Here is a 21,587-nt window from a genome sequence, read left to right as displayed (position 1 = left end):
TATAACGAGGCCGAATGCCTTTGAAAACCAGCCCTGATCCCTTCTTTAGACCCTTGGTTTTTTGCGGTTTTTCACCCATTTGATGGGAACTGGTAGGATCAGAATTGCGTGAGCGTGACAGCAGGAGAATCAAACCCGGTATGGCGGATGGCAGCCCCCCCCAAATGACCCTCGACCAGATAGTGCCTTTGCTCGACCGGATAGCCCGTGCGCTGGAAGAAAAGTCGCCGGTAAACCGCCCCGGTCAGGACCTCAATTCCTGCGATGCCTTCGTCTGGATGGGCGAAGAAGCGCGGCTGGAACCTGTCCCAGCGGTCTCGCGCGTAGATATTGATCTGTTGCAGGGGATTGATCGCCTGCGGGATATCCTGCTGGAAAACACCCGTCGCTTTGCTGCCGGGTTGCCTGCCAACAATGCGCTGCTCTGGGGCGCACGAGGAATGGGCAAAAGCTCCCTCGTGAAGGCAGCCCACGCCAAGGTGGCAGCTGAAGTGCCGGGACGACTTGCACTGGTTGAAATCCACCGCGAAGACATTTCCACCCTGCCCCGGCTCATGACATTGCTGCGCGATGCAGACAGGCAGTTTCTGGTTTTTTGCGACGATCTGTCATTCGATCAGGCGGACACAAGTTACAAGTCGCTCAAGGCAGTGCTTGAAGGTGGCATCGAGGGACGTCCTGAAAACGTCCTGTTCTATGCGACCTCCAACAGACGGCATCTGATGCCGCGCGACATGGTGGACAATGAGCGCCAGCGCGCCATCAACCCGACAGAGGCCGTTGAGGAAATGGTGTCGTTGTCAGACAGGTTTGGTCTCTGGCTTGGTTTTCACCATTGCAGCCAGGATGAGTATCTGGAAATGATCCGCAAATACTGCGAGCATTTTTCCCTTGATGCTCCGTGGACGGATGTTCGGGCACAGGCCATTGAATGGACCAATACCCGCGGCAGCAGGTCAGGTCGCGTTGCCTGGCAGTTCATACAGGAATTGGCGGGCAAGCTGGGGCAGAAGCTGGAAAGCTGAGGCGGCTTAGCGAGAAGCCACGTTGTTACCCAGATATGTCATCGGGTTCACAGCTTTTGCACCACGGCGAACTTCAAAATGGATTTGAGGTTCAGTTACACCGCCGGACGAGCCGGAGGACGCAATCTTCTGTCCGCGGGAAACAATATCGCCCCGGCTGACCAGAAGTTCGGAGTTGTGAGCGTACGCTGTGACGTAACCGTTTTGATGGCGGACGAGAACCATGTTGCCATAGCCCTTCAGCTCATTTCCGGCATAGGCCACGACGCCATTGTCGGCAGCGGCTACCGGTGTGCCGCGTGGGACGCGGATGTTGATGCCATCATTGTGCAAGCCACCCTCTTTGGGGCCATAGCTTGAAATGATGCGTCCTTCAGCCGGCCAGACGAAACGCCCTGTCCGTGCTGGTGGTTCTGCAATGCGTGGCTTGGCACGCGGCGTGGCTACACCACGGGCCGGACGGGCTGCTGGTGTTGGCACATTTGAAGCAACAACGCGTGGCTTGCGCGGTGCGGGTGCTGCCTGACGACGGGTATTCCCCCGCCCGTCATCAGGCATCCAGCCCCCCACGCGAAGACGCTCACCCACATAGATCGGGTAAGGCTTGTTCTTGCGATTGAGTGTGGCCACCTCGCGCGTGGAGGTGTCGTATTTTTCTGCAATTTCAGACAGCGTATCGCCGCGGCGCACTTTGTGGGTGCGCGGCACAGGCACGGTCAGCTTCTGGCCTTTGTAAATTGTGTAGGGCTTGGACACGCCATTGGCCTTGGCCAGGGCGCGCATGGGCACATTGTGGCGTTCCGCCAGAATGGAGAGGCTCTCGCCGGATTTCACAGTGATCTGGTAGGGCTCGACGGCTGCTGCCCGATTGCCACCATAGGTCGCCTGAGGCGCGCCGCGATAGCTTGATGGCGCAGCACAGGCACCAAGGATGGCAAGACCGGCTGTCAGCAGCACGGCAATCGAAATCGCCCGGGACGCACCCCGGCTGTCGCGATCTCGCTTGAGCGGTCGTGTAAGAGCTGAAAAAACCGACATCGTCTCGTATCCCAAATTCGTCTGGATCTGCGAGGACGGCCCCATGCACAAGGCGCAACCGCGCAGTCAATCTGATGCGCAGTCTCGGGTTATTTGGTTAATGAAGACTGGATGGTGGCCGGAAAAAACACACCGGGACACCAAGAACGCAGAAAACCGCGAGATTTGGGCTGCATGATCTAGCCCTATAGCTCGCGGGCCACGCCATCTACCAGGGGCACAAAGCGAACGGGGATCAGGTCTTCTCGGTCAAAACCCTCTTCGGTTTTGGTGAGCTTGACCAGAAGCTGCCCGCCACCATCCGCCACGGGAACGTCAATTGGAACAACGGCGATACCGCCGGTCTTCAGCTGGGCGACAAGCGCCTCAGGGACAACCGGAGCCGCTGCGGTGACAATAATGCGGTCAAACGGGGCCTGTTCCGGCCAGCCTTTTGTGCCGTCCCCGACCTTGGCTGTGATGTTGGTGAGGTTCAGCTTGTCAAACCGCGTTTCTGCTTCTCGCAGCAGGGTGCGATATCGCTCAAGCGTGTACAGCCGGCGGCATAGGCGCGCGAGCACGGCAGCTTGATAGCCGGAGCCGGTTCCGATCTCCAGCACCTTCATGCGATCGCTGACCTCAAGCTTCATGGTCATGAACGCGACAATGTAAGGCTGGCTGATGGTCTGCCCACATTCGATGGGAAGCGCGTTGTTCTCGTATGCCTGACCTTCAAAAGCCCGCTCTACGAAGACTTCACGCGGTGTGCGCTCGACCGCACCGAGAACAGCGCCATCCGTGATGCCCTGACGGCGTAGCGTCATGATCAGCTGGATAATCCGGGAGGGATCGTAGTCTGCATCACTCACTTGGATGGTTTCCGCCCATTGGTCCGGTCAACCGGGGCCCAGGTAACTGGCGTGACCGACTTGGGCGGCGTGCCACCCAGTTCCTTTGCCATGGCCCGCCGCGTTGTCTTGTGCGTGAGGTCCATATGCAACGGCGTAACCGAAATGCGACCTGCATAGATAGCCCGCAAGTCAGTTCCCTCAGGCGGATTGGAAAGGATTTTCTGGAAGCCCAGCCAATGATAGGCGGTATCGCGCGCGTCCATGCGTGTATCGATCAACGCGTTGCTCTGGTCGCGTTTGCCCTGAACGGTCACTTCCACCTCTTTGACTGCCGTGTGCAGCACATCGGGGAAGTTCACGTTCATGAGAACGTCCTTGGGCCAGCCCATTTCCACAAGCTTGGATACGAGAGCAGCACCATGGTGTTCTGCCGTCGCCCATTTCACTTTCTCACGACCTTCAAACCCATAGGCCTGGCTGAGCGCGATGGACGGTACACCCAGAACGGTCCCCTCCATGGCTGCTGCAATCGTGCCGGAGTAAGTCACGTCTTCAGCAATATTCTGACCACGGTTCACGCCGGACAAAACCAGGTCCGGTGGCGTCTCAAGCATCAGATGTTTGACGGCCATCAACACGCAGTCGGTTGGTGTTCCCGACACGGCAAATTTGCGCCTGTTGATTTTGCGCACACGCAGCGGATGGGCCAGCGTCAGCGAATGGCCGGCTCCGGACTGCTCGGTTTCCGGTGCAACGATCCAGATGTCGCTGGAAAGCTCCTTGGCAATTTTCTCAAGTGTCTTGAGGCCCGGAGCATGGATACCGTCATCATTGGTACACAGAATACGCAAAGGACGCTTTTTGCCCTCAGCCGTTTCAATCCGCAGCTTGTCAGGCATCTGATGCACCCAGTTCGAGAGTTTCGATGCCACCCATATAGGGCTTCAGTACATCTGGAATGGCGACAGACCCATCGGCCTGCTGATAGTTCTCAAGAACCGCGACCATGGCGCGGCCCACGGCCAGCCCAGAGCCATTGAGTGTGTGCGTAAAGCGCGTGCTCTTCTCGCCCGTTGGCCGATAGCGCGCAGCCATGCGGCGAGCCTGAAAGTCGCCACACTGAGAGCAGGATGAAATCTCACGATACGCATCCTGACCCGGCAGCCAGACTTCAAGGTCATAGGTCTTGCGCGCGCCGAAGCCCATGTCGCCCGTGCACAGCACCATGGTCCGGAACGGTAGTTCCAGCCGCTTGAGTACTTCTTCAGCGCACTGGGTCATGCGCTCGTGTTCATCGTTGGATGTTTCCGGCGTCGTGATGCTGACCAGTTCCACTTTTGCAAACTGGTGCATACGGATCATGCCGCGCGTGTCGCGCCCTGCCGATCCTGCTTCCTTGCGAAAGCACTGGGTGAAGGCTGTGAACCGAAGGGGCAGCTCTTCTTCGGAATGGATGGCTTCACGCGCAAGATTGGTCAGCGGCACTTCGGCTGTTGGAATGAGCCAGTGCGCGTCTTCATCATCCGGCGCGCCGGTCTTGAACTGATCGTCCACAAATTTCGGTAGCTGTGCGGTGCCATACATTGCCGCGTCGCGCACGAGCATGGGCGGCGCCACTTCCGTATAGCCAAACTCTGTGGTGTGCAGGTCGAGCATGAAGTTGGCCAAGGCGCGTTCAAGTTTGGCCAGCTGGCCTTTGAGAACCACAAAGCGAGCACCGGATAGTTTGGCCGCTGTTTCAAAATCCATGAGGCCACTGGCCTCACCCAGATCGAAATGTTCCTTGGGTGCAAAATTGAGCTGGCGTGGTTCGAGGTGCTTTCGCACTTCGACATTGCCATCTTCGTCTTCACCAAGGGGCACATCATCAAGCGGGATGTTCGGCAGACCGGACAGCACCGCCTCAATCCGCTCGTCGAATTGACGCTGCCGGTCTTCGCCGTCCTGAATGACGCTTTTCAGTTTTGCAACTTCATCGATCAATGCCTGAGCGCCCGCGTCATCGCCTTGACCCTTGGCTTTGCCGATGGCCTTGGAGGCATCATTGCGCCGTGACTGGACGTCCTGCAGCTCTGAAATGAGCGCCCGGCGCTCTTCATCAATTTTCAGAACATCAGCAGCGTGAGGAGCCACGCCGCGCTTGGCCAGCCCGGCATCAAATGCGTCCGGGTTGTCGCGTATCCATTTGACGTCATGCATAGAAGCGAATCTTTCGAGGGGCGAAAATCCTAGGGTCCGGCCCCTCTATACGATGCAGGTCCGGACCGGTCCAGAAGCCGTTTAGGCAACCTCGTTCCCGGTTTCCGCTGCTTGCTTCTCAGCCCGCTTCTTCTCGATCATGCGAACACCGATGATGGAAATCTCGTAGAGCAGGATAATGGGCACACCCAGGCCAATCTGGCTGATGGGGTCTGGCGGCGTCAGGATAGCTGCGGCGGCAAATGCCCCCACGACGGCATATTTGCGTTGCTTGGCAAGACCATCAGCGGAGACGAGCCCTGCGCGGCCCATCAGCATCAGCAGCACGGGCAGCTGAAACGCGAGGCCAAAGGCGAAGATCAGGGTCATTACCAAAGACAGATATTCGTTGACCTTGGCTTCCAGCTGAATTGGCAAGGCACCGTCACCGCCGGTCGTTTCAAAACCCAGAAAGAACTCAGTTGCCATCGGCATGATGAAATAGAACACCAGCGACGCACCCAGTATGAACAGGACGGGCGTCGCCGCGAGGAATGGCAGGAACGCCCCGCGCTCATCGCGATAGAGGCCCGGCGCAATGAACAGCCACACCTGCCCGGCAACAAACGGGAACGACAGACACAGGGCCGCAAACATCGCGACCTTGATGTAGGTGAAGAAAGTTTCCTGCAGGGCTGTGTAGATCAGGCGGCGGCCCGGGTCGCCGGACAGGGCCTCAGCCAGGGGCTGCGTCAGATAGGCGTAAATGTCTTCGGCAAAATAAAAGGTGATGCAAAAGGCGATGACAAACGCGATCAGCGCCTTGATGAGCCGTGTGCGTAGCTCGATGAGGTGCTCAAGGAGAGGTGCCCGGCTGGCCTCAATGTCATCGGTGCCGTCGCGTTCACTCACCCGCGTTCTCCCGGTGCAACGGTTTCGCCGCCGGCTTCAGTGCGGACAGTTTTGAGCGGTGTGTCAGACTTCGCGTCTTTGGCCGGTGCGTCTTCGTCCTCATTCGGACGAATGGGAGGCGGAGAAGAAAGAATGTCGCCCTCTCCTACACGATCAATTTCGCGCTTGAGTTCTTCCAGTTCGGTTTCCTTCGCCAGGTCTTCAAAGCCACGTTGAAACTCGGCTGCCATGGACCGCGCGCGGGCTACGTACCGGCCAACCGTCGTCATCATTTTGGGCAGGTCTTTTGGACCCACCACGATGACGGCGAGTGCCATTAGTATGAGGAGCTCAAACCAGCCGATATCAAACACAGGTCTAGTTCTTTAGCGTTTCGCGCTGTGCCGTATCTTTGGCATCGACGGTGGCGTTACCGTCAACGCTCTCCCCTTCGATTGTTTTTCCAGCCGAAGCGTTGCCTGCGTCGTCATCGCTCATGCCTTTGCGGAAGCTCTTGATGCCTTGGGCAACATCACCCATGAGATCAGAAATCTTGCCACGGCCGAAAAGGAGAATGACCAGCACGACGACGATAAGGATCTGCCAGATGCTCAGTCCCATATGAAATACTCCCAACAAGCCGCCAAAAAGGGGCGAAAACCTAATGAATTCAAGAGAACCCTAGTGTCTCAGATGGTTTGCAGTGCGGCAACCTGCAAGGTTGCATGTCAGCGCTGACGGTTAACTGTGCTCTCGCCACCAGAAACAAGCGCATTATCCGCAAAAATCAAGGCCCGATCAGGGGCTGCTGCCGCCCGAACGCTTGTGCCCTCCGCCGGCAGCCATGCACCCCGTACGCGAACGTGAACAAGGCCGTCGTGGCCATCTACCTCAATCTCTATGAGGCTTTCCTCCCCAAGCAGGCGGGCACGGCGGACGATTGCTGCCACCCCGACCCCACCGCTGCCAAGTTCAATGGCAGTTGGACGCAGCACGATGTCCACTTTCGTGCCCTCAGCAATGTTGGGGGCTGGAAATGTGCCAAGGGCACAGGTGATGAGCCCGCCCTCAACAGTGCCACCACAGCGGTTCACATCACTGAAGAATGCGGCGGCCTCTGCGTCCACGGGCTGGTAATAGAGCTCTTGCGGCGTTCCAACCTGCACCAGCTTGCCCTTGCGCAGGAGCGCGATGCGATCCGCCATGCGCATGGCTTCTTCCGGATCATGGGTCACCAGCAATGCGCTGGCACCTGACTGGTCAATCAGGGATAGGGCTTCATCCCGCACGCTGTCCCGCAGCCTGTTGTCCAACCCTGAGAATGGCTCGTCCATCAGCATGATGCGCGGTCCTGGTGCCATCGCCCGTGCCAGCGCCACGCGCTGCTGTTCACCGCCGGACAACACACTTGGATAGACGTGGGCATAGCGTGTCATGCCGACACCCTCCAGTGCCCGCAACGCAATCGGCTCGCGTTCGTCCTTGGCATGCTGATGCAGGCCGAACTTCACGTTGTCCAGCACCGTGAGATGCGGAAACAGCGCATAATCCTGGAACATGAGGCCGACACCGCGTTTTTCCGGTGGCACAAACACACCGGGGCCCGCGACCACAGTCTGGTCAATTTCGACACGGCCAGTGGTCGGACGCTCAACACCCGCTGCGATGCGAAGCGTCGTTGTCTTGCCGCACCCCGAAGGTCCAAGCAGACACACGACCTCGCCAGCTGCCACGTCCAGGGAAAGGTCCTGGAGTGCCAGCTGCACATCATATTGATGCGCGATGCCTTTGAAGGAGAGCCGAGCGGTCATGGGGCGCACAATAGTCAGAATGCGCTCAAGTACAAATGCGGCTTATTCGCGATTATCTGCGTCCGCCTCATTGTCGCCTGCCGGCTCGGCTGCCTCCGAGGTGGTTTCATCCTCAGTTGAAGCAACAGGCTCCGGGATGACTTCATCAGAGGCTTCGCCGATCAAGAGCTCTTCGCCGCTGTCATCTTCGGCCAGTTCCTCTTCGTCATCGGCCAGTTGATCATCACCTGGCTGAGGCACTGAGAAGTCCGGTGGAAGACGGGCGTCCAGCAAACCGGCCGCCTTGAGATCATCAACGCCGGGAAGGTCCCGTACGCTTTCCAGCCCAAAGTGAACGAGAAAGTCTTCAGAGGTGCCGTAGGTCAGTGGGCGACCTGGGGTCTTGCGGCGACCGCGCAGGCGCATCCAGCCTGTTTCCAGCAGTACATCCAGCGTCCCAGTGGACACCGATACACCGCGGATTTCTTCGATTTCGGCGCGGGTCACGGGCTGGTGGTAGGCAATGATCGCCAGTGTTTCCATGGCGGGCCGTGACAGCTTCTTCATCTGCACAGCTTCACGCTGCAGTAGGAACGAAAGGTCTTCTGCCGTCCGCATGAGCCACTTGCCGCCCACGGGCACAAGATTGACGCCGCGCGGCGCGTAGAACGCCTGCAGTTCAGTCAGCAGCCCCGGCACATCCGTACCTTCGGGAAGGCGCTGAGCCAGGCTCTTCACATCGAGTGGCTCTGAAGCAGCAAAAAGCAGCGCTTCGACCATCCGAAGTGTCTTGGCCCGGTTTTCATCAGAGATGCTGGCGACATTTGACGTTTCTGCAGCGTCCTCACTTGAGGCCTCTGCTTCTGAAGACGCAGCGTCAGCCGCTTCGGTCTCAGAACCGACGGCCTCCTCCTCGATATCGTCATCTTCGTGCATGTCGTGTGTTTCAGCCCTGCGCGGTGCGTTCGTCATGAGGCGTTTCCGTTTGCTGCATCAACCGGCTCTTCTGTGTGTAGTCGCGGCCCGTTTGGTGACCCATCTCCGATGCGCCGTGCGTAGAGCGGCGCGAAAGGGCTGGCCTGCCGGAGTTCAATCTTGCCGTGTTTTGCGAACTCAAGGCTGGCTGAGAACGTGCTGGCAATACCTGACCGGCGATCCTTGCCTTCGGAAAACTCCGGGGGAACCAGACTGTCGATAAGGCCCCAGTCAATCAGTGTCCCCAGCATGCTCTCAAGTCGCGTTCGCGCCTCTTCAATAGTCAACACCGGCTGGCGGGCCATTTTAAGGCGATCAATCTTCTGGACGGCACGTTGTGTCGAATAGGCTTTCAGCAGGTCATAGATTTCAGCCGAGTACTGGCTCTTCTTGATGACCCGGACGCCTTCAGGCATGCCGCGGGCAAATATGTCCCGACCCAACCGGTCGCGCGCCATGAGCTTGGCCGCGCTCTCGCGCATGGCTTCGAGGCGCTGCAAACGGAAGGCAAGCCGGGCGGCCATCTCTTCGGCGCTGGGCTCTTCGTCCTCTTCCGGAGGCGGCAGCAGCAGGCGGCTTTTGAGGAAAGCCAGCCACGACGCCATGACCAGATAGTCAGCGGCGAGTTCCAGCTCCAGTTTCTTGGCTTCTTCAACAAAGGCCAGATACTGCTCGGCCAGCTCGAGAATGGAGATCTTGGCGAGATCGACCTTCTGGGACCGCGCAAGTGTCAGCAACAGGTCCAGCGGACCTTCAAAGCCATCGACATCAATGACCAGCGAGCGTGGATCAACATCCGCGTTGGATGCGTCCGTCTCTCGCGGTGCGCCGCTTTCAAAATCGTAGACTTCGCCGGGGCTCAACTGATCAATTCCATGTCCGGTGTGACTATGAAGTGGGTATGAAACCTCACCGTCTGCCTAGTGACAGGGCACCGTCAAGCACTTGCACTGAGAAGTTCATCCCATCTCTGAACTGCGGCTGTAACCGATTCGCCACTGAAGGGTTTTCGGCGGGAAAGCGCCATTTCTGAGCGCAGTAAGGCCGGTGGAGAGAGGCTGGATGTCGCGCTTGCCACCGCTTCCATCTCATCCATGTGCCCATTGCAGTGCAGGACCAGGTCACACCCTGCACCAATCGATTCGGTGACACGGCTTTCCATTGATCCACCAAGGGCCTTCATGGAGAGATCATCCCCCATGAGAAGCCCGTCAAATCCGATCTCCTCGCGGATCAGACGAATGACATCGCCACTGGTTGTTGCCGGATTTTTGGGATCAAGGGCCGTAAACACCACGTGCGCCGTCATGCCCAGGGGCAGGTCCGCCAGCGACACGAACGGCCGAAAGTCTATCTCGCGCAGGCTGTCGGCAGAGGCATCGACCACCGGCAGGTCTTCGTGGCTATCCACCCCTGCCCGGCCATGACCGGGAATATGCTTGAGCACCGGCAGCACACCCGCCTGTTCAAGCCCGGTTGCTGCCGCGCGGGCAAGCGCGATGACCTGCTCGGGCGTTTCGCCATAGGCCCGATCCCCGATGATGTCATGCGCACCGGGCTGTGGAACGTCCGCGAGCGGCACGCAATCCACATCAATGCCAAGGGAACGCAGCTCCTGACCAATCAGGAACGCGCCCAGCTCGCAGGCTTCAAGCCCTGCAGCCTTGTCCTGCTGAAAGAGGTCGCCATAGGTCCGCACCGGCGGGTATTTGCGCCAATGCGGCGGCTTGAGACGCGCGACGCGTCCGCCTTCCTGATCAATCAGGATCGGTGCGTCCCGGCCCACTGTGTCTCTCAGGGAGTCACACAGGGCTGCGACCTGCGCCGGTGTATCCACATTGCGGGCAAACAGGATGAAACCCCACGGGTTTGCATCCTGGAAAAACCGAATTTCCGCTTCTGACAGCGTCAGGCCTTCACAGCCGTAAATGGCAGCCTGCACCTGAAGCGCCTGCGCGCCACTTTCCGCCATTAGCGCTTACGCACCAGACAGTCAGTTCCTGCGGCTTTGAGACTGCCACAGGCAGTCTCTGCAGCACCCTTGGTGGCATAGGTCGCAGCACGCAGACGATACCAGATGCCCCGATCGCCCAGGTCTGCCCGCTGAATGTCAGCCGTTGCAGCCGCAAGGATACCGGCATGTTTGCGCTGAAGGCCTGCCCATTCGGTCTGGGCACGCGCCTGATCCCGGAAAGAACCAATCTGTATGACCCATCCCCCGGTGGACGCTGCAGGAGCCGTTGGCTGAGCAACTGGCGCAGGTGTTGGTGCCGGAGTTGGCGCGGGTGTCGGTGCCACAGCAACAGGTGCAACTGGTTCAGCCGCCGGAGGCGTGGCTTCAGCTGCGGGTGCCGGTGTCGGCGCTGCAGGTGCGGTTGGAATGGTGCCCGGCTCTTCTGGCGGCGGCAGAAGGCGTTCTACGCCCGCTTCCACGTCACCAGCTGTGCTGTCCCCATTGATCCGCTCGAAAATCTCTTTGTCCTGATGGGGAATTTCCATTCCGCCAGGCTCCTGAGGAGCCACTTTCTCAGGTCCGCCATCGGCGCGCACGATTGGTGGTGCTGTGCGAATGCCTTCTTCACGGCCCTGCTGATAGGCGAAATAGACAACCCCCGCGAGGGCCGCCAAAACAGCCAGCACCACGATCAACATCAGCCAGCCGCGGCCCGCAGGCTCATCGTCTTCGTCGGTGGCGTCGTAGGTGTCCATTTCATCGACCATCACCGGGTCAAACGCGCTGCGCGCATACCGGTCATCATCTTGATCCATATTGGACATGGGCCCTTGCCCCTCCTGATCCTGTTATCTGCGCACATGCACCGCTTTCTGGCGGTCTAGCGCATTTCCTTAACCGGGGTGACGCCAAGTATTCCAAGCCCCGCGGCCAGCGTAAGCGCTACTGCGCGAATCAAAGCCAGACGGGCCATGGTAACACCCGGTTGATCTGTGTGGATAAACCGCAACCGGGCGTCATCCTTGCCTTTATTCCACAATGCATGGAACCCGGCAGCCAGATCTTGCAGATAGAATGCGACACGATGAGGTTCATGGGACAGGGCCGCCTGCTCCACCAGCCTCGGGAAACCGGCCATGAGCTTGATAAGCGCCAGCTCGGCTTCGTCATCCAGGGGAGACAGGTCTGTTGTTGCCAGGGCCGCGTCAGACAGATCAGCATCCGGGAAATCATCAGCCGCCAGCCGCAGCACCGAACAGATCCGCGCATGGGCGTACTGAACGTAAAAGACCGGATTGTCCTTGGACTGTTCCATCACCGCTGCAAAGTCGAAGTCCAACGGTGCGTCGTTCTTGCGGGTGAGCATCATGAACCGCACCACGTCGCGGCCCACTTCATCCACCACATCCCGCAGGGTAACGAATTCACCGGAGCGCTTTGACATCTTCACCGGCTCGCCAGCGCGGAAGAGCTTCACCATCTGGCAAATCTTGACGTCCAGTGATCCTTCGCCATCGGACAGGGCTTTGACGGCTGCCTGCATGCGCTTGATGTAGCCGCCGTGGTCGGCGCCCCACACATCAATCATCTCATTGAAGCCGCGCCGGTACTTGTCCAGGTGATAGGCAATGTCGGCGGCAAAATAGGTGTGCGTGCCGTCAGATTTCTTGAGTGCGCGATCGACGTCATCACCAAACTCAGTGGCCTTGAAGAGAAGCTGCGGCCGCGCTTCCCAGTCATCCGGCTTCTTGCCTTTGGGTGGTTCAAGAACGCCCGTATAGAGCAGGCCCTTGCCGTCCAGCAGGTCAATCGCTTCCGCCAGCTTCGAGCCCTGCTCGTCCGACCGGCCAAGATCGCGCTCGGAGAAAAACACCTTGTGGTGAATGTCCAAGGCGGCAAGGTCATCGCGGATCATCGCCATCATGGCATCAATGGAAGCGTCTTTGACGATGGGAAGCCATTCAGCCTCATCCATGTCACTCAGGCTCTTGCCGTGTTCTGCCGCAAGGGCTTGTCCCACCGGCACCAGATAGTCGCCCGGATAAAGACCTTCCGGGATGTCGCCAATGGTCTCGCCAAGTGCTTCGCGATATCGCAGGAAGGCCGAGCGCGCCAGGACTTCAATCTGACCGCCAGCATCATTGATGTAGTACTCGCGCGCCACATCGTATCCGGCCTTGTTGAGAAGGTTCGCCAGCGCGTCGCCAAATATGGCGCCACGGCAGTGGCCCACATGCATCGGGCCTGTTGGATTGGCGGAGACGTATTCCACATTCACCTTCCGCCCGCCGCCAACATCTGCATCGCCGAATTTTTCTCCCGCCTCGAGCACGCCTGTTACCTGCGCGCGCATGAGGTCTTCAGCCAGGCGCAAATTGATGAAGCCGGGGCCAGCAACTTCCGCAGATGCAATGGAAGGATGAGAGGTGATTTCAGCGGCGATCGCGTCTGCAATGTCGCGCGGCTTCATCTTGGCCTGCTTGGCCAGAACCATGGCAGCATTGGTGGCGATGTCCCCATGTGACGGATCGCGCGGCGGCTCAACCGTCACATTGCCAAGGTCCAGGTCGCCCGGAAGTGTGCCGCCGGACGACAGGGTCTCAAGCGTCTGCAAAAGGACGGTGCGGATATCGCTGAATAGGTTCATGTGTGTGGACGTCAAAATAGAAATGAGGAGGAAGCGCTCGATACACCTTTGAGCGCTGTTTGTCATGCAGGCCTGTGAGTACGCCTATCGGAAGATCGGGTCCGGCTGGAACAATCGTCGGTGTTCCTCAATGGCAAATCGATCAGTCATGCCTGCTACGTAGTCACAGACTGTTTCAGCGGTTTTGACCGTGCGTGGGCCGTCCGTCATGTCCTGCCACTCATTGGGAAGCAGCGTTGGCTCATTGACCAGCAGCTCAAACACTTCGGTCATCACGCGCTTGGCCTTGCTCATCATCCGGTTGACCTGGAAGTGGCGATACATCCGTTCCAGCAGAAAAGACTTGAGCGCCCGGTCGTGGGCCTGCATCTCTTCGGAGAACGAAGCAATTTGCATCCCTGCATTTCGGATATCGTCGCTATTGCCGGGCTGGATTTTTTCCAACCGCCGTGTCGTCTCGCCAATGACGTCTTCAACCATATGAGAAATCAGTCTACGGATGGCTTCGTGACGCAGGCGTCGTGGAGCCAGTCCGGGATAGGCGTCATGCACTTCGCGGAACATGTCGCCGACCAGCGGCAGTGACATCAGGTCATCCGCTGTGAACAGCCCGGCGCGCAGGCCGTCGTCAATGTCATGATTGTTGTAGGCAATGTCGTCTGACAGCGCCGCCACCTGCGCTTCAAGGCTGGCGTAGGTATGCAGGTCCAGCGACGCGAGACCTTCATACTCGCGGAAGGCGCGTGGCAGCTGATCTGTCCCCTCGCCTTGCGCAATCACAGGGCCATTGTGCTTCACGACACCTTCAAGGGTTTCCCATGTGAGGTTCAGCCCGTCGAAGTCAGCGTAGCGCTGCTCCAGCCGCGTGACGATGCGCAGGGTCTGGGCGTTGTGATCAAAGCCGCCATAGCCTTCCATGCATTCTGCCAAGGCGTCCTCGCCTGCATGGCCGAAGGGCGTGTGCCCCAAATCATGGGCAAGCGCGAGCGCTTCGGCGAGGTCCTCATCAAGGCCGAGAAAGCGACTGAGCGACCGGGCGATCTGCGCCACCTCAAGGGAGTGCGTCAGCCGCGTCCGGTAATAATCGCCCTCGTGATACACAAAGACCTGCGTCTTGTGTTTCAGCCGGCGGAATGCCCCTGAATGGATGATCCGGTCACGGTCCCGCTGATAGGGAGACCGCGTGCGGCTTTCCATTTCGTCATGCCGCCGGCCGCGCGTGGCAGACGGGTCAGTTGCATAGGGTGCAAGGTCGCCGGTGATCGGCTTGGTGAGGGCTGGTGCCACAGGCTAGAGCGTCCCGTCGATGACGTATTTCAAAATCCGAACCACCTGCGCGGGTTCCTGCGCCCAGGCCAGGGCGGCACCATCCACTTCCTTCAGCGGGTGCCGCAGGTCAGGATCATGCAGGGTGATGATCGGCTTGTTGAGCGCTGCCGCGTAGCCTGCGTCAAAAGCCGCGTTCCACTGCTTGTACTTATCGCCAAACCGCACCACCACAATGTCCGCACCCTTGATGAGCGTGGAGGTGCGAATGGCGTTCACCTTCGCGCCCTTGTTGTCGTACCAAAACTCGTTGTCTTCCGCGCCGAGGATATCCGCACCGCAGGCGTCTGATGAGCCATGGTCGGTCACAGGGGCTGAGAACACGACGGGAAGTCCGGCCGCCTTGGTGCCTGCTTCGATCTGGTCGCGCCAGTCAGTGTGGATTTCGCCGGAAAGATAGACCTGCCAGGTTTTGCTCATATTTGGCTCGTTTCTTGGGGCTCGTTTGGGCACCTAGATTGACAATCGCTTATGTGCGATTACCTAATAATAACAAGTCGCATCGCAAGGTTGAAAAACCGGTGCAATGCCACCTGTGCGAATTTGTGTATCGAGGGTGTACCCATGAGCGACGTTCAAGTCGAGAGCAACTCTGCAGACGCTATTCCGGCCACTGGCGGTGATTTCACCGTTTCAGCCAGCGCGGCCAAGCAGATTGGCAAAATCCTCTCTGGCGAGGCGGATGGCACCATGCTGCGCGTCAGCGTGGAAGGCGGCGGCTGCTCGGGCTTCCAGTACAATTTTACCCTCGATGACACCAAAACCGACGACGATCTGGTGATCGAGCGCGACGGTGCGACAGTCCTCGTGGATTCGGTCTCGCTGATGTATGTCGGCGGGTCTGAGCTGGACTATGTGGATGACCTCATTGGACAGTCCTTTCAGGTCAAAAATCCCAATGCGACCGCATCCTGTGGCTGCGGGACATCATTCTCGGTCTAGCCTTCTGGCCCCTGTTCCGGTCAATCTTCTGGTCTTCGGACGTGCCCTCGCCTAACCTCCGCAACCTTGATTTGCGGAGTGCCTCATGAAGATCGCGACCTGGAACGTCAATTCCATCAAAGTACGCCTGCCCAACCTGCTCGCCTGGCTGAAGGACGCGGACCCTGATGTCGTGTGCCTGCAGGAACTCAAATGCGTGGATGACGCTTTCCCCCGCTCGCAGGTCGAGGACGCCGGCTACAACGTCGAGACCCATGGGCAGAAGACGTATAACGGCGTCGCCATTCTCTCGAAGTCGCCGCTTGAAGACGTGACCCGTGGCCTGCCCGGCATGGAAGGCGACGAACAGGCGCGGTATCTGGAAGGTCTCGTTCCCGCAGGTGATCAGATGCTGCGCATCGCCTCGATCTATCTGCCCAATGGCAACCCGGCACCGGGCCCCAAATATGAATACAAGCTGGACTGGATGGACAAGCTGCGTGCCCACGCGGAAACACTGCTGGCCTATGAGGAGCCCTTGGCTCTGACAGGTGACTACAACGTCATTCCAACACCCGACGATGTGCACGATGCAGCCGCCTGGGCCGACGACGCCCTGTTCCGGCCGGACACGCTCAAGGCCTTTCGCTCTATCGCCAACCTCGGTCTGACGGACGCGTTCAGGGCGTGTCACACAACGCCGCATCGATATTCCTTCTGGGACTATCAGGCCGGGGCCTGGCAGAAGGACAACGGCATCCGCATCGACCATTTGATGCTGAGCGCCCACGCCGCTGACCGTCTGGTGTCCTGTGACATCGACAAATATGTGCGCGACTGGGAAAAGCCGTCAGACCATGTGCCTGTCTGGGCGGAGTTGGACTTTGGCTAGTCAGGCTCAACGACCCCTGACCGGCGGCTGCTCCTGCGGCGCGGTCCGTTATGAAATCTCTGCGCCTGAGATCAACGCCGGAATTTGCCACTGCGCGGATTGCCAGCGCCACTCCGGTGCGCCGTTCGTTGTCTGGCTTGGTATTGACCCCAAAGCCTTCAGGCTCACCCAGGGAGCGCCAACAGAGTTCGCCTCTTCCAGTTGGGCCAGCCGGGGTTTTTGCAGCGCATGTGGGTCCACACTGACCTACCGCGTCAATGACAACAAAGACGAGATTGATATTGCTGGTGGGTCCCTCGACGACCCGAGTGCCGCGGCACCCAGGTTTCAAATTTTCAAGAAGGATAGCCCCCGCTTCATGCGTGGGTTCGATGAGACGCTGCCGGAAAAAGACGTGGAAGCCTACTTCAACGGTTTGCGTGATCGCTGAAACGCGGGCCCCATGGGCATGAGCCTCACACCGCTGCGCAGCCGCCGATATGGCAGGTCCACATGATCTGCCGGATTGGGGCCGGGACTTCCAACCACCACAATGTCACGGGCAATCTTCTGGAAGTCGGCCCTGAAGTGAACCGAGCTTTTGACGGCGACAATGTTTTCCGCCGCAGGCTCCACACCGAAAGCGGTAAACATGGCGCGGTCAGCAGTTTGAACCTTGTGGCTGGCCACCACCACGCGCACATCCTCGATCATCAGCAATGCTGATTTTCCAAGAGACAGATGCGCGCCGCGATAAAATGGTCCGTGTGCGTCTATTTCACCATCATGCAGCTTGAGGACTTTGAATTTGCCCTCAATGGGTTTTTCTCGGGCGCCACCTGTCCAGGCACCCAGCGACAGCTGAACGTCAGCGCCTTCACCCGCAGCCCATGCCGTGTTCGCGGCAGCCGGATCGAACAGCACACCGCATAGCGCCGTCTCAGCGCCCGAAATGAGCGAGCGCAGAATGCCCACCGTATCGCCATTGCCACCGGCACCGGGATTGTCCTGCGTATCTGCAAGGATCAAAGGCCCGTCGCGGCGGTCAAGGTCGCTGGCCGCTTCGCCATAGGCAACCGCTTCTTCTGCCGTCCAAATTTTCTGGCGAAAGCCGCGCTCGAACTCCATGAAGGTTTCAGCCAACCGGTCCACGGCTTCGTCGGCTGCTTCCTGAGTGTCCGCGTAGGCCATGACCGCAGGACCGCATTCCGCAATGTCGGCGGGTGGAAATCCCATGGTTGCAGATGCCGTCAGAATTTCAGATTCATCACTGCCACCGCTATCAAGCTTGAGGCGTTCCAGCGCGGTCACGTCTGCGTAGATCAACGCTGCCGGATCACTCATGGTCGATTGCGCCGTGAGCGGGATGAGATAGTTGAGTTTGCGGAACGCCTTTGCGGGGCGTCCGGCCCGGCGGGCAAGATTGGCAACCAGCTTCGCCGCACGGGCGCCGGTCTCTGCCATATCCACATGGGGATAGGTCCTGTACGCCACCAGTGCATCCGAGTTGCGCATCATCTTGGCAGTCACGTTGGCGTGGAGATCAAGTGACGCGACGATCGGGATCTGGCCGTTGGTTATGTCGCGGATCCACTCCAGCAGATCGCCCTCACCGTCTTCCATTTCTTCGGTGACCATGGCGCCATGCAGATCAAGATAGATTGCATCCAGCGGCCCATCACGCAGGGCACGCTCGAGTTCTTCCACCATCATGCCGGCAATATGGGCAAAGGCGTCTGACGTGACATGAGCAGACGGCGTGGCTGCGGCCCAGACCATGGGAACTGGGGTCAGGGCCTGTGCAGGTGCTTCGGCAAGAAATCCGGCAATCGGGATGTTCATGTCGCTGCCGCCATCGGCACCCGGCGCAAAGGTGGTCAGGAGACCAGGTCCGCCTTGAAGGGCCGGCCAAGCGTCAGGCTGCAGGAATGCATCCAGATCCGCCTTTTGAGGGGCAAATGTGTTGGTCTCGTGCTGAAAACCACCCACTGCGACACGCATGACGGACGCCTCTTCTGTGTCTGTGTGGAGACCCGCACATGCCTGACATACGGCCACACGCCAACTAGCTTAGGACTCGCTGGCAGCCCATGGCTACAATCAAAGACATCAAAAAAACGCAGAAAATGTGACCAGGGGTTTTGGGCGCGTGTGAAGTCCACCGGGGTCGACCGACAAAGGAAGCTAACACCATGATCAAATTGATATTCTGCCTCCACCGGCTTCCCGGTCTCTCACCGGAAGAGTTTCGGGAGTACTGGTGGACAAAACACGCGCCCCTCGTGAAAGAGCGGGCCCCGGCGCTTAAAATCGCTCGTTATGTGCAATCCCACGGGATGGAAACACCGCTCGGCGACGCCATGCAGGCCTCCCGCGAGGCAGAACCAAAATATGACGGGTTTGCGGAACTGTGCTGGGAGAGCGAAGACGATCTCAACTTCGCCATGTCTGACGAAGCTGCCTTGAAAGCAGGCGCGGAATTGCTGGCAGATGAAAGAAAATTCATCGACCTCAAGCACTCCTCCCTCACATTTGTGCGGGAACGGTCCGTCGTCGGTTAGAGAATCTCATCCTCGTCGAACAAAGGGTCACCATCAAAAGCTTCTTCGATCACGTCCAGGTCGGCATGCGCTGCTTCGGCCTTCGGGATGTCGGCAATATGGATCAGGGCATCTCCCTGATTGACCACCGGCAGGTTGGAGCGTCCGATGATGAGCCCATCTCGCAGGGCAAACAGTTCGGTGTCACGCTCGCCGAAGGGGTCGGACACAACGCCGAGCAGGTCACCGCGTTTGACGAACTGACCGACCTTGCAGTGGATGCGAGCAATGCCGCCTTCCGTGGCGCGGACCCAGGCGCTCTTTGTGGCAAGGGGCGCACACGCCGGACGCGTCTTGGCCATATGGCCCGTGGGCGCCTTGCCGGTCATGCCCAGGAAGCGCAGGACGTTCAACACACCTTTGACGCCCACGCGAATGGCAGTCTCGTCAAAGCGCAATCCTTCACCGGCTTCAAACACCATGACCGGAACGCCCTGCTCGCGCGCGGCGTGGCGCAGCGACCCATCACGGAGCGCTGAGTTGACCACAACCGGCGGTGCAAAGGCGTCCGCCAGCTTGTGGGCAGCCTTGTCTGTCGTGTCGATGCGGATTTGCGGCAGGTTCACGCGATTGACGGCGGCAGTATGAAGATCAATGCCGTAATCACTGCGTGCAACGACTTCTTCCATGAATACGTTGGCCAGCCGCGACGCCAGAGAGCCGCTGGGGCTCCCGGGAAAGGACCTGTTGAGGTCACGCCTGTCCGGCAGATAGCGACTTTGGTTTATGAACCCAAAAGTGTTCACGATCGGCACCAGCAACAACGTGCCTGCGATGCGCCGCAACGCAGGGGTGCGGATCAGACGCCGCACGATCTCGACCCCGAGGATTTCGTCCCCGTGAATGGCGGCACTCACAAACACCGTTGGGCCTGGCTTGCGACCATGGATGGCCTGGACAGACAGGGTTGCCGGCGTGTGATCCGACATCATGCTCAAAGGAATGTCGACGATCTCGCGGCTGCCGGGCTGGATCGAGATGCCGCCAATTTCGAACGGGCTACGCTTGGGGGATGTGTCAGGCACTTTTGCGCGGGCCCCGCTTCTTGCTGGTTCGGGTATGAGTCTTGCCGGGTTTTGCATTCTTCTCCAGGAACTCAATGATCTGCGAGGCGACATCAACATTCGTCGCGTTTTCAAGACCCTCAAGTCCTGGTGACGAGTTGACCTCCATGACCACCGGGCCGTCATTCGAGCGCAGCATGTCCACGCCGCAGACATTGAGGCCCATCGCCTTGGCGGCCTTAACCGCAGTCGCGCGTTCCTTCGGCGTGATCTTGATAAGGCTCGCGCTGCCGCCGCGATGAAGGTTTGAGCGGAAATCACCGTCCTTGCCCTTGCGCATCATCGCAGCAATCACCTTGTCACCAATGACAAGGCAGCGAATGTCCTCGCCATTGGCCTCTTTGACAAACTGCTGCACCAGAATATTGGTCTGCACGCCACCAAATGCCTGAATGATGCTTTCAGCGGCCCGCGGCGTTTCGCCGAGCACCACACCGATGCCCTGTGTGCCTTCGAGCAGTTTGATGATGACCGGAGCCCCACCTGCCAGCTTAAGAAGCTCGTTGGCGTCAGATGTCCGGTGGGCAAACACAGTGGTAGGCAGGCCGACACCGTCCCGGGACAAAAGCTGCAGGCTGCGCAGCTTGTCGCGGGACCGGGAGATGGCAACAGACTCATTGAGCGGATAAACGCCCATCATCTCGAACTGCCGTAAAACGGCGCTACCAAAGAAGGTCACCGATGCGCCAATACGCGGAATGACCGCATCATATCCTTTGAGGGACTCGCCATTGTAATGGACTTCCGGGTCACTCGACGCGATGTCGATGTAACACCGCAGGTGATCGATAACATCAATCTGATGGCCACGTGCTTCAGCAGCTTCAACCAGCCGCTTATGCGAGTACAGCGTGGCATTGCGGCATAACAGGGCGATTTTCATGAGGATGCTTCCTGTAGGGGGTGCACCGGTGACATCCGGGCGGCACTGCGGCCTGCGACAAAGGAGCGACCGGGATCAATAACAAAGTGTTTTCGCATGGCTTCGCGGCCCAACAACATGCGGAATCCAAGTTGGTCACGGTCAGCCAGAGTAAGCTCAATCGGCCACACATGTGTGCCAATCTGAATGGTGGTTTTGATAACGTAGCGTTCTTCCTGCTGCCCGTTTGAGCTGCGGATTTTGCGCTGGTCGTGCACCGGCGCCGTACACTCCACTTCAGGGATGCGTCTGCGTTGTGTGGGATGCACCACGAACGATACATGTGGCGCGCCGCGATCGGTGAACGGACGAACCTTGAACGCGTGGATGGCCGACGTGCGCGCCCCGGTGTCGATCTTGGCCTTTACCTGATCTATGCCAAGATCAGTCAGTCCAACCCATTCGCGCCAGCCGATTACAGGCCGGGGCTGCTTCAACGCAGATTTCTTCTCGGGACCGGTCGGTTTTGCAGGAGGCATTCGGCGCTACACATCATCTCGGGAAAAGATTCCTTACCATGATGCATGACCAAAAGCGCAGACAAAACGAATGGCT

The 21,587-nt window shown here is 58.9% G+C and carries 24 protein-coding genes; 5 read left to right on the top strand and 19 right to left on the bottom strand.

Features of this window, described 5'->3' with window-relative positions; translation table 11 throughout:
• Positions 1–140 precede the first annotated feature (140 nt).
• Complete coding sequence (locus tag ABXH05_RS12065) at positions 141–1,025, top strand: ATP-binding protein (RefSeq protein WP_502947738.1); 885 nt, start codon at positions 141–143, stop codon at positions 1,023–1,025.
• A 6-nt stretch (positions 1,026–1,031) separates the two neighbouring features.
• Here the strand turns inward: ABXH05_RS12065 and ABXH05_RS12060 are convergent, their stop codons facing one another.
• From ABXH05_RS12060 to ABXH05_RS11990, 15 genes are all read right to left on the bottom strand, one after another.
• Entirely contained in the window at positions 1,032–2,063 is a 1,032-nt protein-coding gene (locus ABXH05_RS12060; protein WP_353561223.1) for a peptidoglycan DD-metalloendopeptidase family protein, read from the bottom strand.
• A gap of 185 nt (positions 2,064–2,248) precedes the next feature.
• Positions 2,249–2,911, bottom strand: a complete 663-nt coding sequence (locus tag ABXH05_RS12055; RefSeq protein ID WP_353561222.1) for a protein-L-isoaspartate(D-aspartate) O-methyltransferase — start codon at positions 2,909–2,911, stop codon at positions 2,249–2,251.
• Positions 2,908–3,744: a 5'/3'-nucleotidase SurE gene (gene surE, locus ABXH05_RS12050; RefSeq protein WP_353562390.1), complete on the bottom strand. Its 837-nt coding sequence runs from the start codon at positions 3,742–3,744 to the stop codon at positions 2,908–2,910. The genes ABXH05_RS12055 and surE overlap by 4 nt, the downstream gene beginning before the upstream one ends.
• 40 nt (positions 3,745–3,784) lie before the next feature.
• Positions 3,785–5,092: a serine--tRNA ligase gene (serS, locus tag ABXH05_RS12045; RefSeq protein ID WP_353561221.1), complete on the bottom strand. Its 1,308-nt coding sequence runs from the start codon at positions 5,090–5,092 to the stop codon at positions 3,785–3,787.
• An 81-nt stretch (positions 5,093–5,173) separates the two neighbouring features.
• Positions 5,174–5,983: a twin-arginine translocase subunit TatC gene (tatC, locus tag ABXH05_RS12040; protein WP_353561220.1), complete on the bottom strand. Its 810-nt coding sequence runs from the start codon at positions 5,981–5,983 to the stop codon at positions 5,174–5,176.
• Positions 5,980–6,336: a Sec-independent protein translocase protein TatB gene (gene tatB / locus ABXH05_RS12035; RefSeq protein ID WP_353561219.1), complete on the bottom strand. Its 357-nt coding sequence runs from the start codon at positions 6,334–6,336 to the stop codon at positions 5,980–5,982. The genes tatC and tatB overlap by 4 nt, the downstream gene beginning before the upstream one ends.
• Positions 6,337–6,340: 4 nt before the next feature.
• Positions 6,341–6,583, bottom strand: coding sequence for a twin-arginine translocase TatA/TatE family subunit (locus ABXH05_RS12030; protein ID WP_348140531.1), 243 nt, complete (start codon positions 6,581–6,583; stop codon positions 6,341–6,343).
• Positions 6,584–6,690: 107 nt separating this feature from the next.
• Positions 6,691–7,773, bottom strand: a complete 1,083-nt coding sequence (locus tag ABXH05_RS12025; RefSeq protein WP_348140533.1) for an ABC transporter ATP-binding protein — start codon at positions 7,771–7,773, stop codon at positions 6,691–6,693.
• A gap of 42 nt (positions 7,774–7,815) precedes the next feature.
• Positions 7,816–8,724, bottom strand: coding sequence for an SMC-Scp complex subunit ScpB (scpB, locus tag ABXH05_RS12020; RefSeq protein ID WP_353561218.1), 909 nt, complete (start codon positions 8,722–8,724; stop codon positions 7,816–7,818).
• Positions 8,721–9,590, bottom strand: a complete 870-nt coding sequence (locus ABXH05_RS12015; protein ID WP_353561217.1) for a segregation and condensation protein A — start codon at positions 9,588–9,590, stop codon at positions 8,721–8,723. Before ABXH05_RS12015 ends, scpB begins: the two co-directional genes overlap by 4 nt.
• Positions 9,591–9,664: 74 nt before the next feature.
• Positions 9,665–10,699, bottom strand: coding sequence for a beta-N-acetylhexosaminidase (gene nagZ / locus ABXH05_RS12010; protein ID WP_353561216.1), 1,035 nt, complete (start codon positions 10,697–10,699; stop codon positions 9,665–9,667).
• The gene (locus ABXH05_RS12005) at positions 10,699–11,505 is read right to left on the bottom strand and encodes an SPOR domain-containing protein (protein ID WP_353561215.1); all 807 of its coding nucleotides are present in this window, start codon (positions 11,503–11,505) and stop codon (positions 10,699–10,701) included. Before ABXH05_RS12005 ends, nagZ begins: the two co-directional genes overlap by 1 nt.
• A 56-nt stretch (positions 11,506–11,561) precedes the next feature.
• Positions 11,562–13,328, bottom strand: coding sequence for an arginine--tRNA ligase (gene argS / locus ABXH05_RS12000; RefSeq protein ID WP_353561214.1), 1,767 nt, complete (start codon positions 13,326–13,328; stop codon positions 11,562–11,564).
• A gap of 84 nt (positions 13,329–13,412) precedes the next feature.
• Complete coding sequence (locus tag ABXH05_RS11995; RefSeq protein ID WP_353561213.1) at positions 13,413–14,615, bottom strand: deoxyguanosinetriphosphate triphosphohydrolase; 1,203 nt, start codon at positions 14,613–14,615, stop codon at positions 13,413–13,415.
• A gap of 3 nt (positions 14,616–14,618) precedes the next feature.
• The gene (locus ABXH05_RS11990) at positions 14,619–15,074 is read right to left on the bottom strand and encodes a YtoQ family protein (protein ID WP_348140547.1); all 456 of its coding nucleotides are present in this window, start codon (positions 15,072–15,074) and stop codon (positions 14,619–14,621) included.
• Between the two features lie 144 nt (positions 15,075–15,218).
• Here ABXH05_RS11990 and erpA point away from each other — a divergent pair, with 144 nt between their 5' ends.
• From erpA to ABXH05_RS11975, 3 genes are all read left to right on the top strand, one after another.
• A complete protein-coding gene (erpA, locus tag ABXH05_RS11985; RefSeq protein WP_348140549.1) occupies positions 15,219–15,596 on the top strand; it encodes an iron-sulfur cluster insertion protein ErpA in 378 nt (125 codons plus the stop codon).
• Between the two features lie 85 nt (positions 15,597–15,681).
• Positions 15,682–16,467 carry an exodeoxyribonuclease III gene (gene xth / locus ABXH05_RS11980; protein ID WP_353561212.1) on the top strand — a complete coding sequence of 262 codons (786 nt, stop codon included), beginning with the start codon at positions 15,682–15,684 and terminating at the stop codon, positions 16,465–16,467.
• On the top strand, positions 16,460–16,897 hold the full coding sequence (locus tag ABXH05_RS11975; RefSeq protein WP_353561211.1) for a GFA family protein: 438 nt from the start codon (positions 16,460–16,462) through the stop codon (positions 16,895–16,897). Before xth ends, ABXH05_RS11975 begins: the two co-directional genes overlap by 8 nt.
• Here ABXH05_RS11975 and ABXH05_RS11970 read toward each other — a convergent pair.
• Entirely contained in the window at positions 16,870–18,447 is a 1,578-nt protein-coding gene (locus tag ABXH05_RS11970; protein WP_353561210.1) for a M81 family metallopeptidase, read from the bottom strand. The two genes, ABXH05_RS11975 and ABXH05_RS11970, sit on opposite strands and share 28 nt — an antisense overlap.
• A 191-nt stretch (positions 18,448–18,638) precedes the next feature.
• Here ABXH05_RS11970 and ABXH05_RS11965 point away from each other — a divergent pair, with 191 nt between their 5' ends.
• Positions 18,639–19,007 (top strand): EthD domain-containing protein, encoded by a 369-nt coding sequence (locus ABXH05_RS11965; RefSeq protein WP_353561209.1) that lies wholly within the window; start codon positions 18,639–18,641, stop codon positions 19,005–19,007.
• Here ABXH05_RS11965 and ABXH05_RS11960 read toward each other — a convergent pair.
• Genes ABXH05_RS11960 through ABXH05_RS11950 form a run of 3 tightly spaced genes read right to left on the bottom strand, consistent with a single transcriptional unit; the run spans position 19,004 to position 21,511 of the window.
• Entirely contained in the window at positions 19,004–20,071 is a 1,068-nt protein-coding gene (locus tag ABXH05_RS11960) for a succinylglutamate desuccinylase/aspartoacylase family protein (protein WP_353561208.1), read from the bottom strand. The two genes, ABXH05_RS11965 and ABXH05_RS11960, sit on opposite strands and share 4 nt — an antisense overlap.
• Positions 20,064–20,993, bottom strand: coding sequence for a 30S ribosomal protein S6--L-glutamate ligase (gene rimK / locus ABXH05_RS11955; RefSeq protein ID WP_353561207.1), 930 nt, complete (start codon positions 20,991–20,993; stop codon positions 20,064–20,066). The genes ABXH05_RS11960 and rimK overlap by 8 nt, the downstream gene beginning before the upstream one ends.
• A complete protein-coding gene (locus tag ABXH05_RS11950) occupies positions 20,990–21,511 on the bottom strand; it encodes an ATP-dependent zinc protease family protein (protein ID WP_353561206.1) in 522 nt (173 codons plus the stop codon). Before ABXH05_RS11950 ends, rimK begins: the two co-directional genes overlap by 4 nt.
• Positions 21,512–21,587: the final 76 nt, after the last annotated feature.

The sequence above is a fragment of the Pyruvatibacter sp. HU-CL02332 genome (assembly GCF_040362765.1).
In the GTDB taxonomy this organism is placed as follows: domain Bacteria; phylum Pseudomonadota; class Alphaproteobacteria; order CGMCC-115125; family CGMCC-115125; genus Pyruvatibacter.
This window is presented reverse-complemented; position numbering and strand designations above follow the sequence as displayed.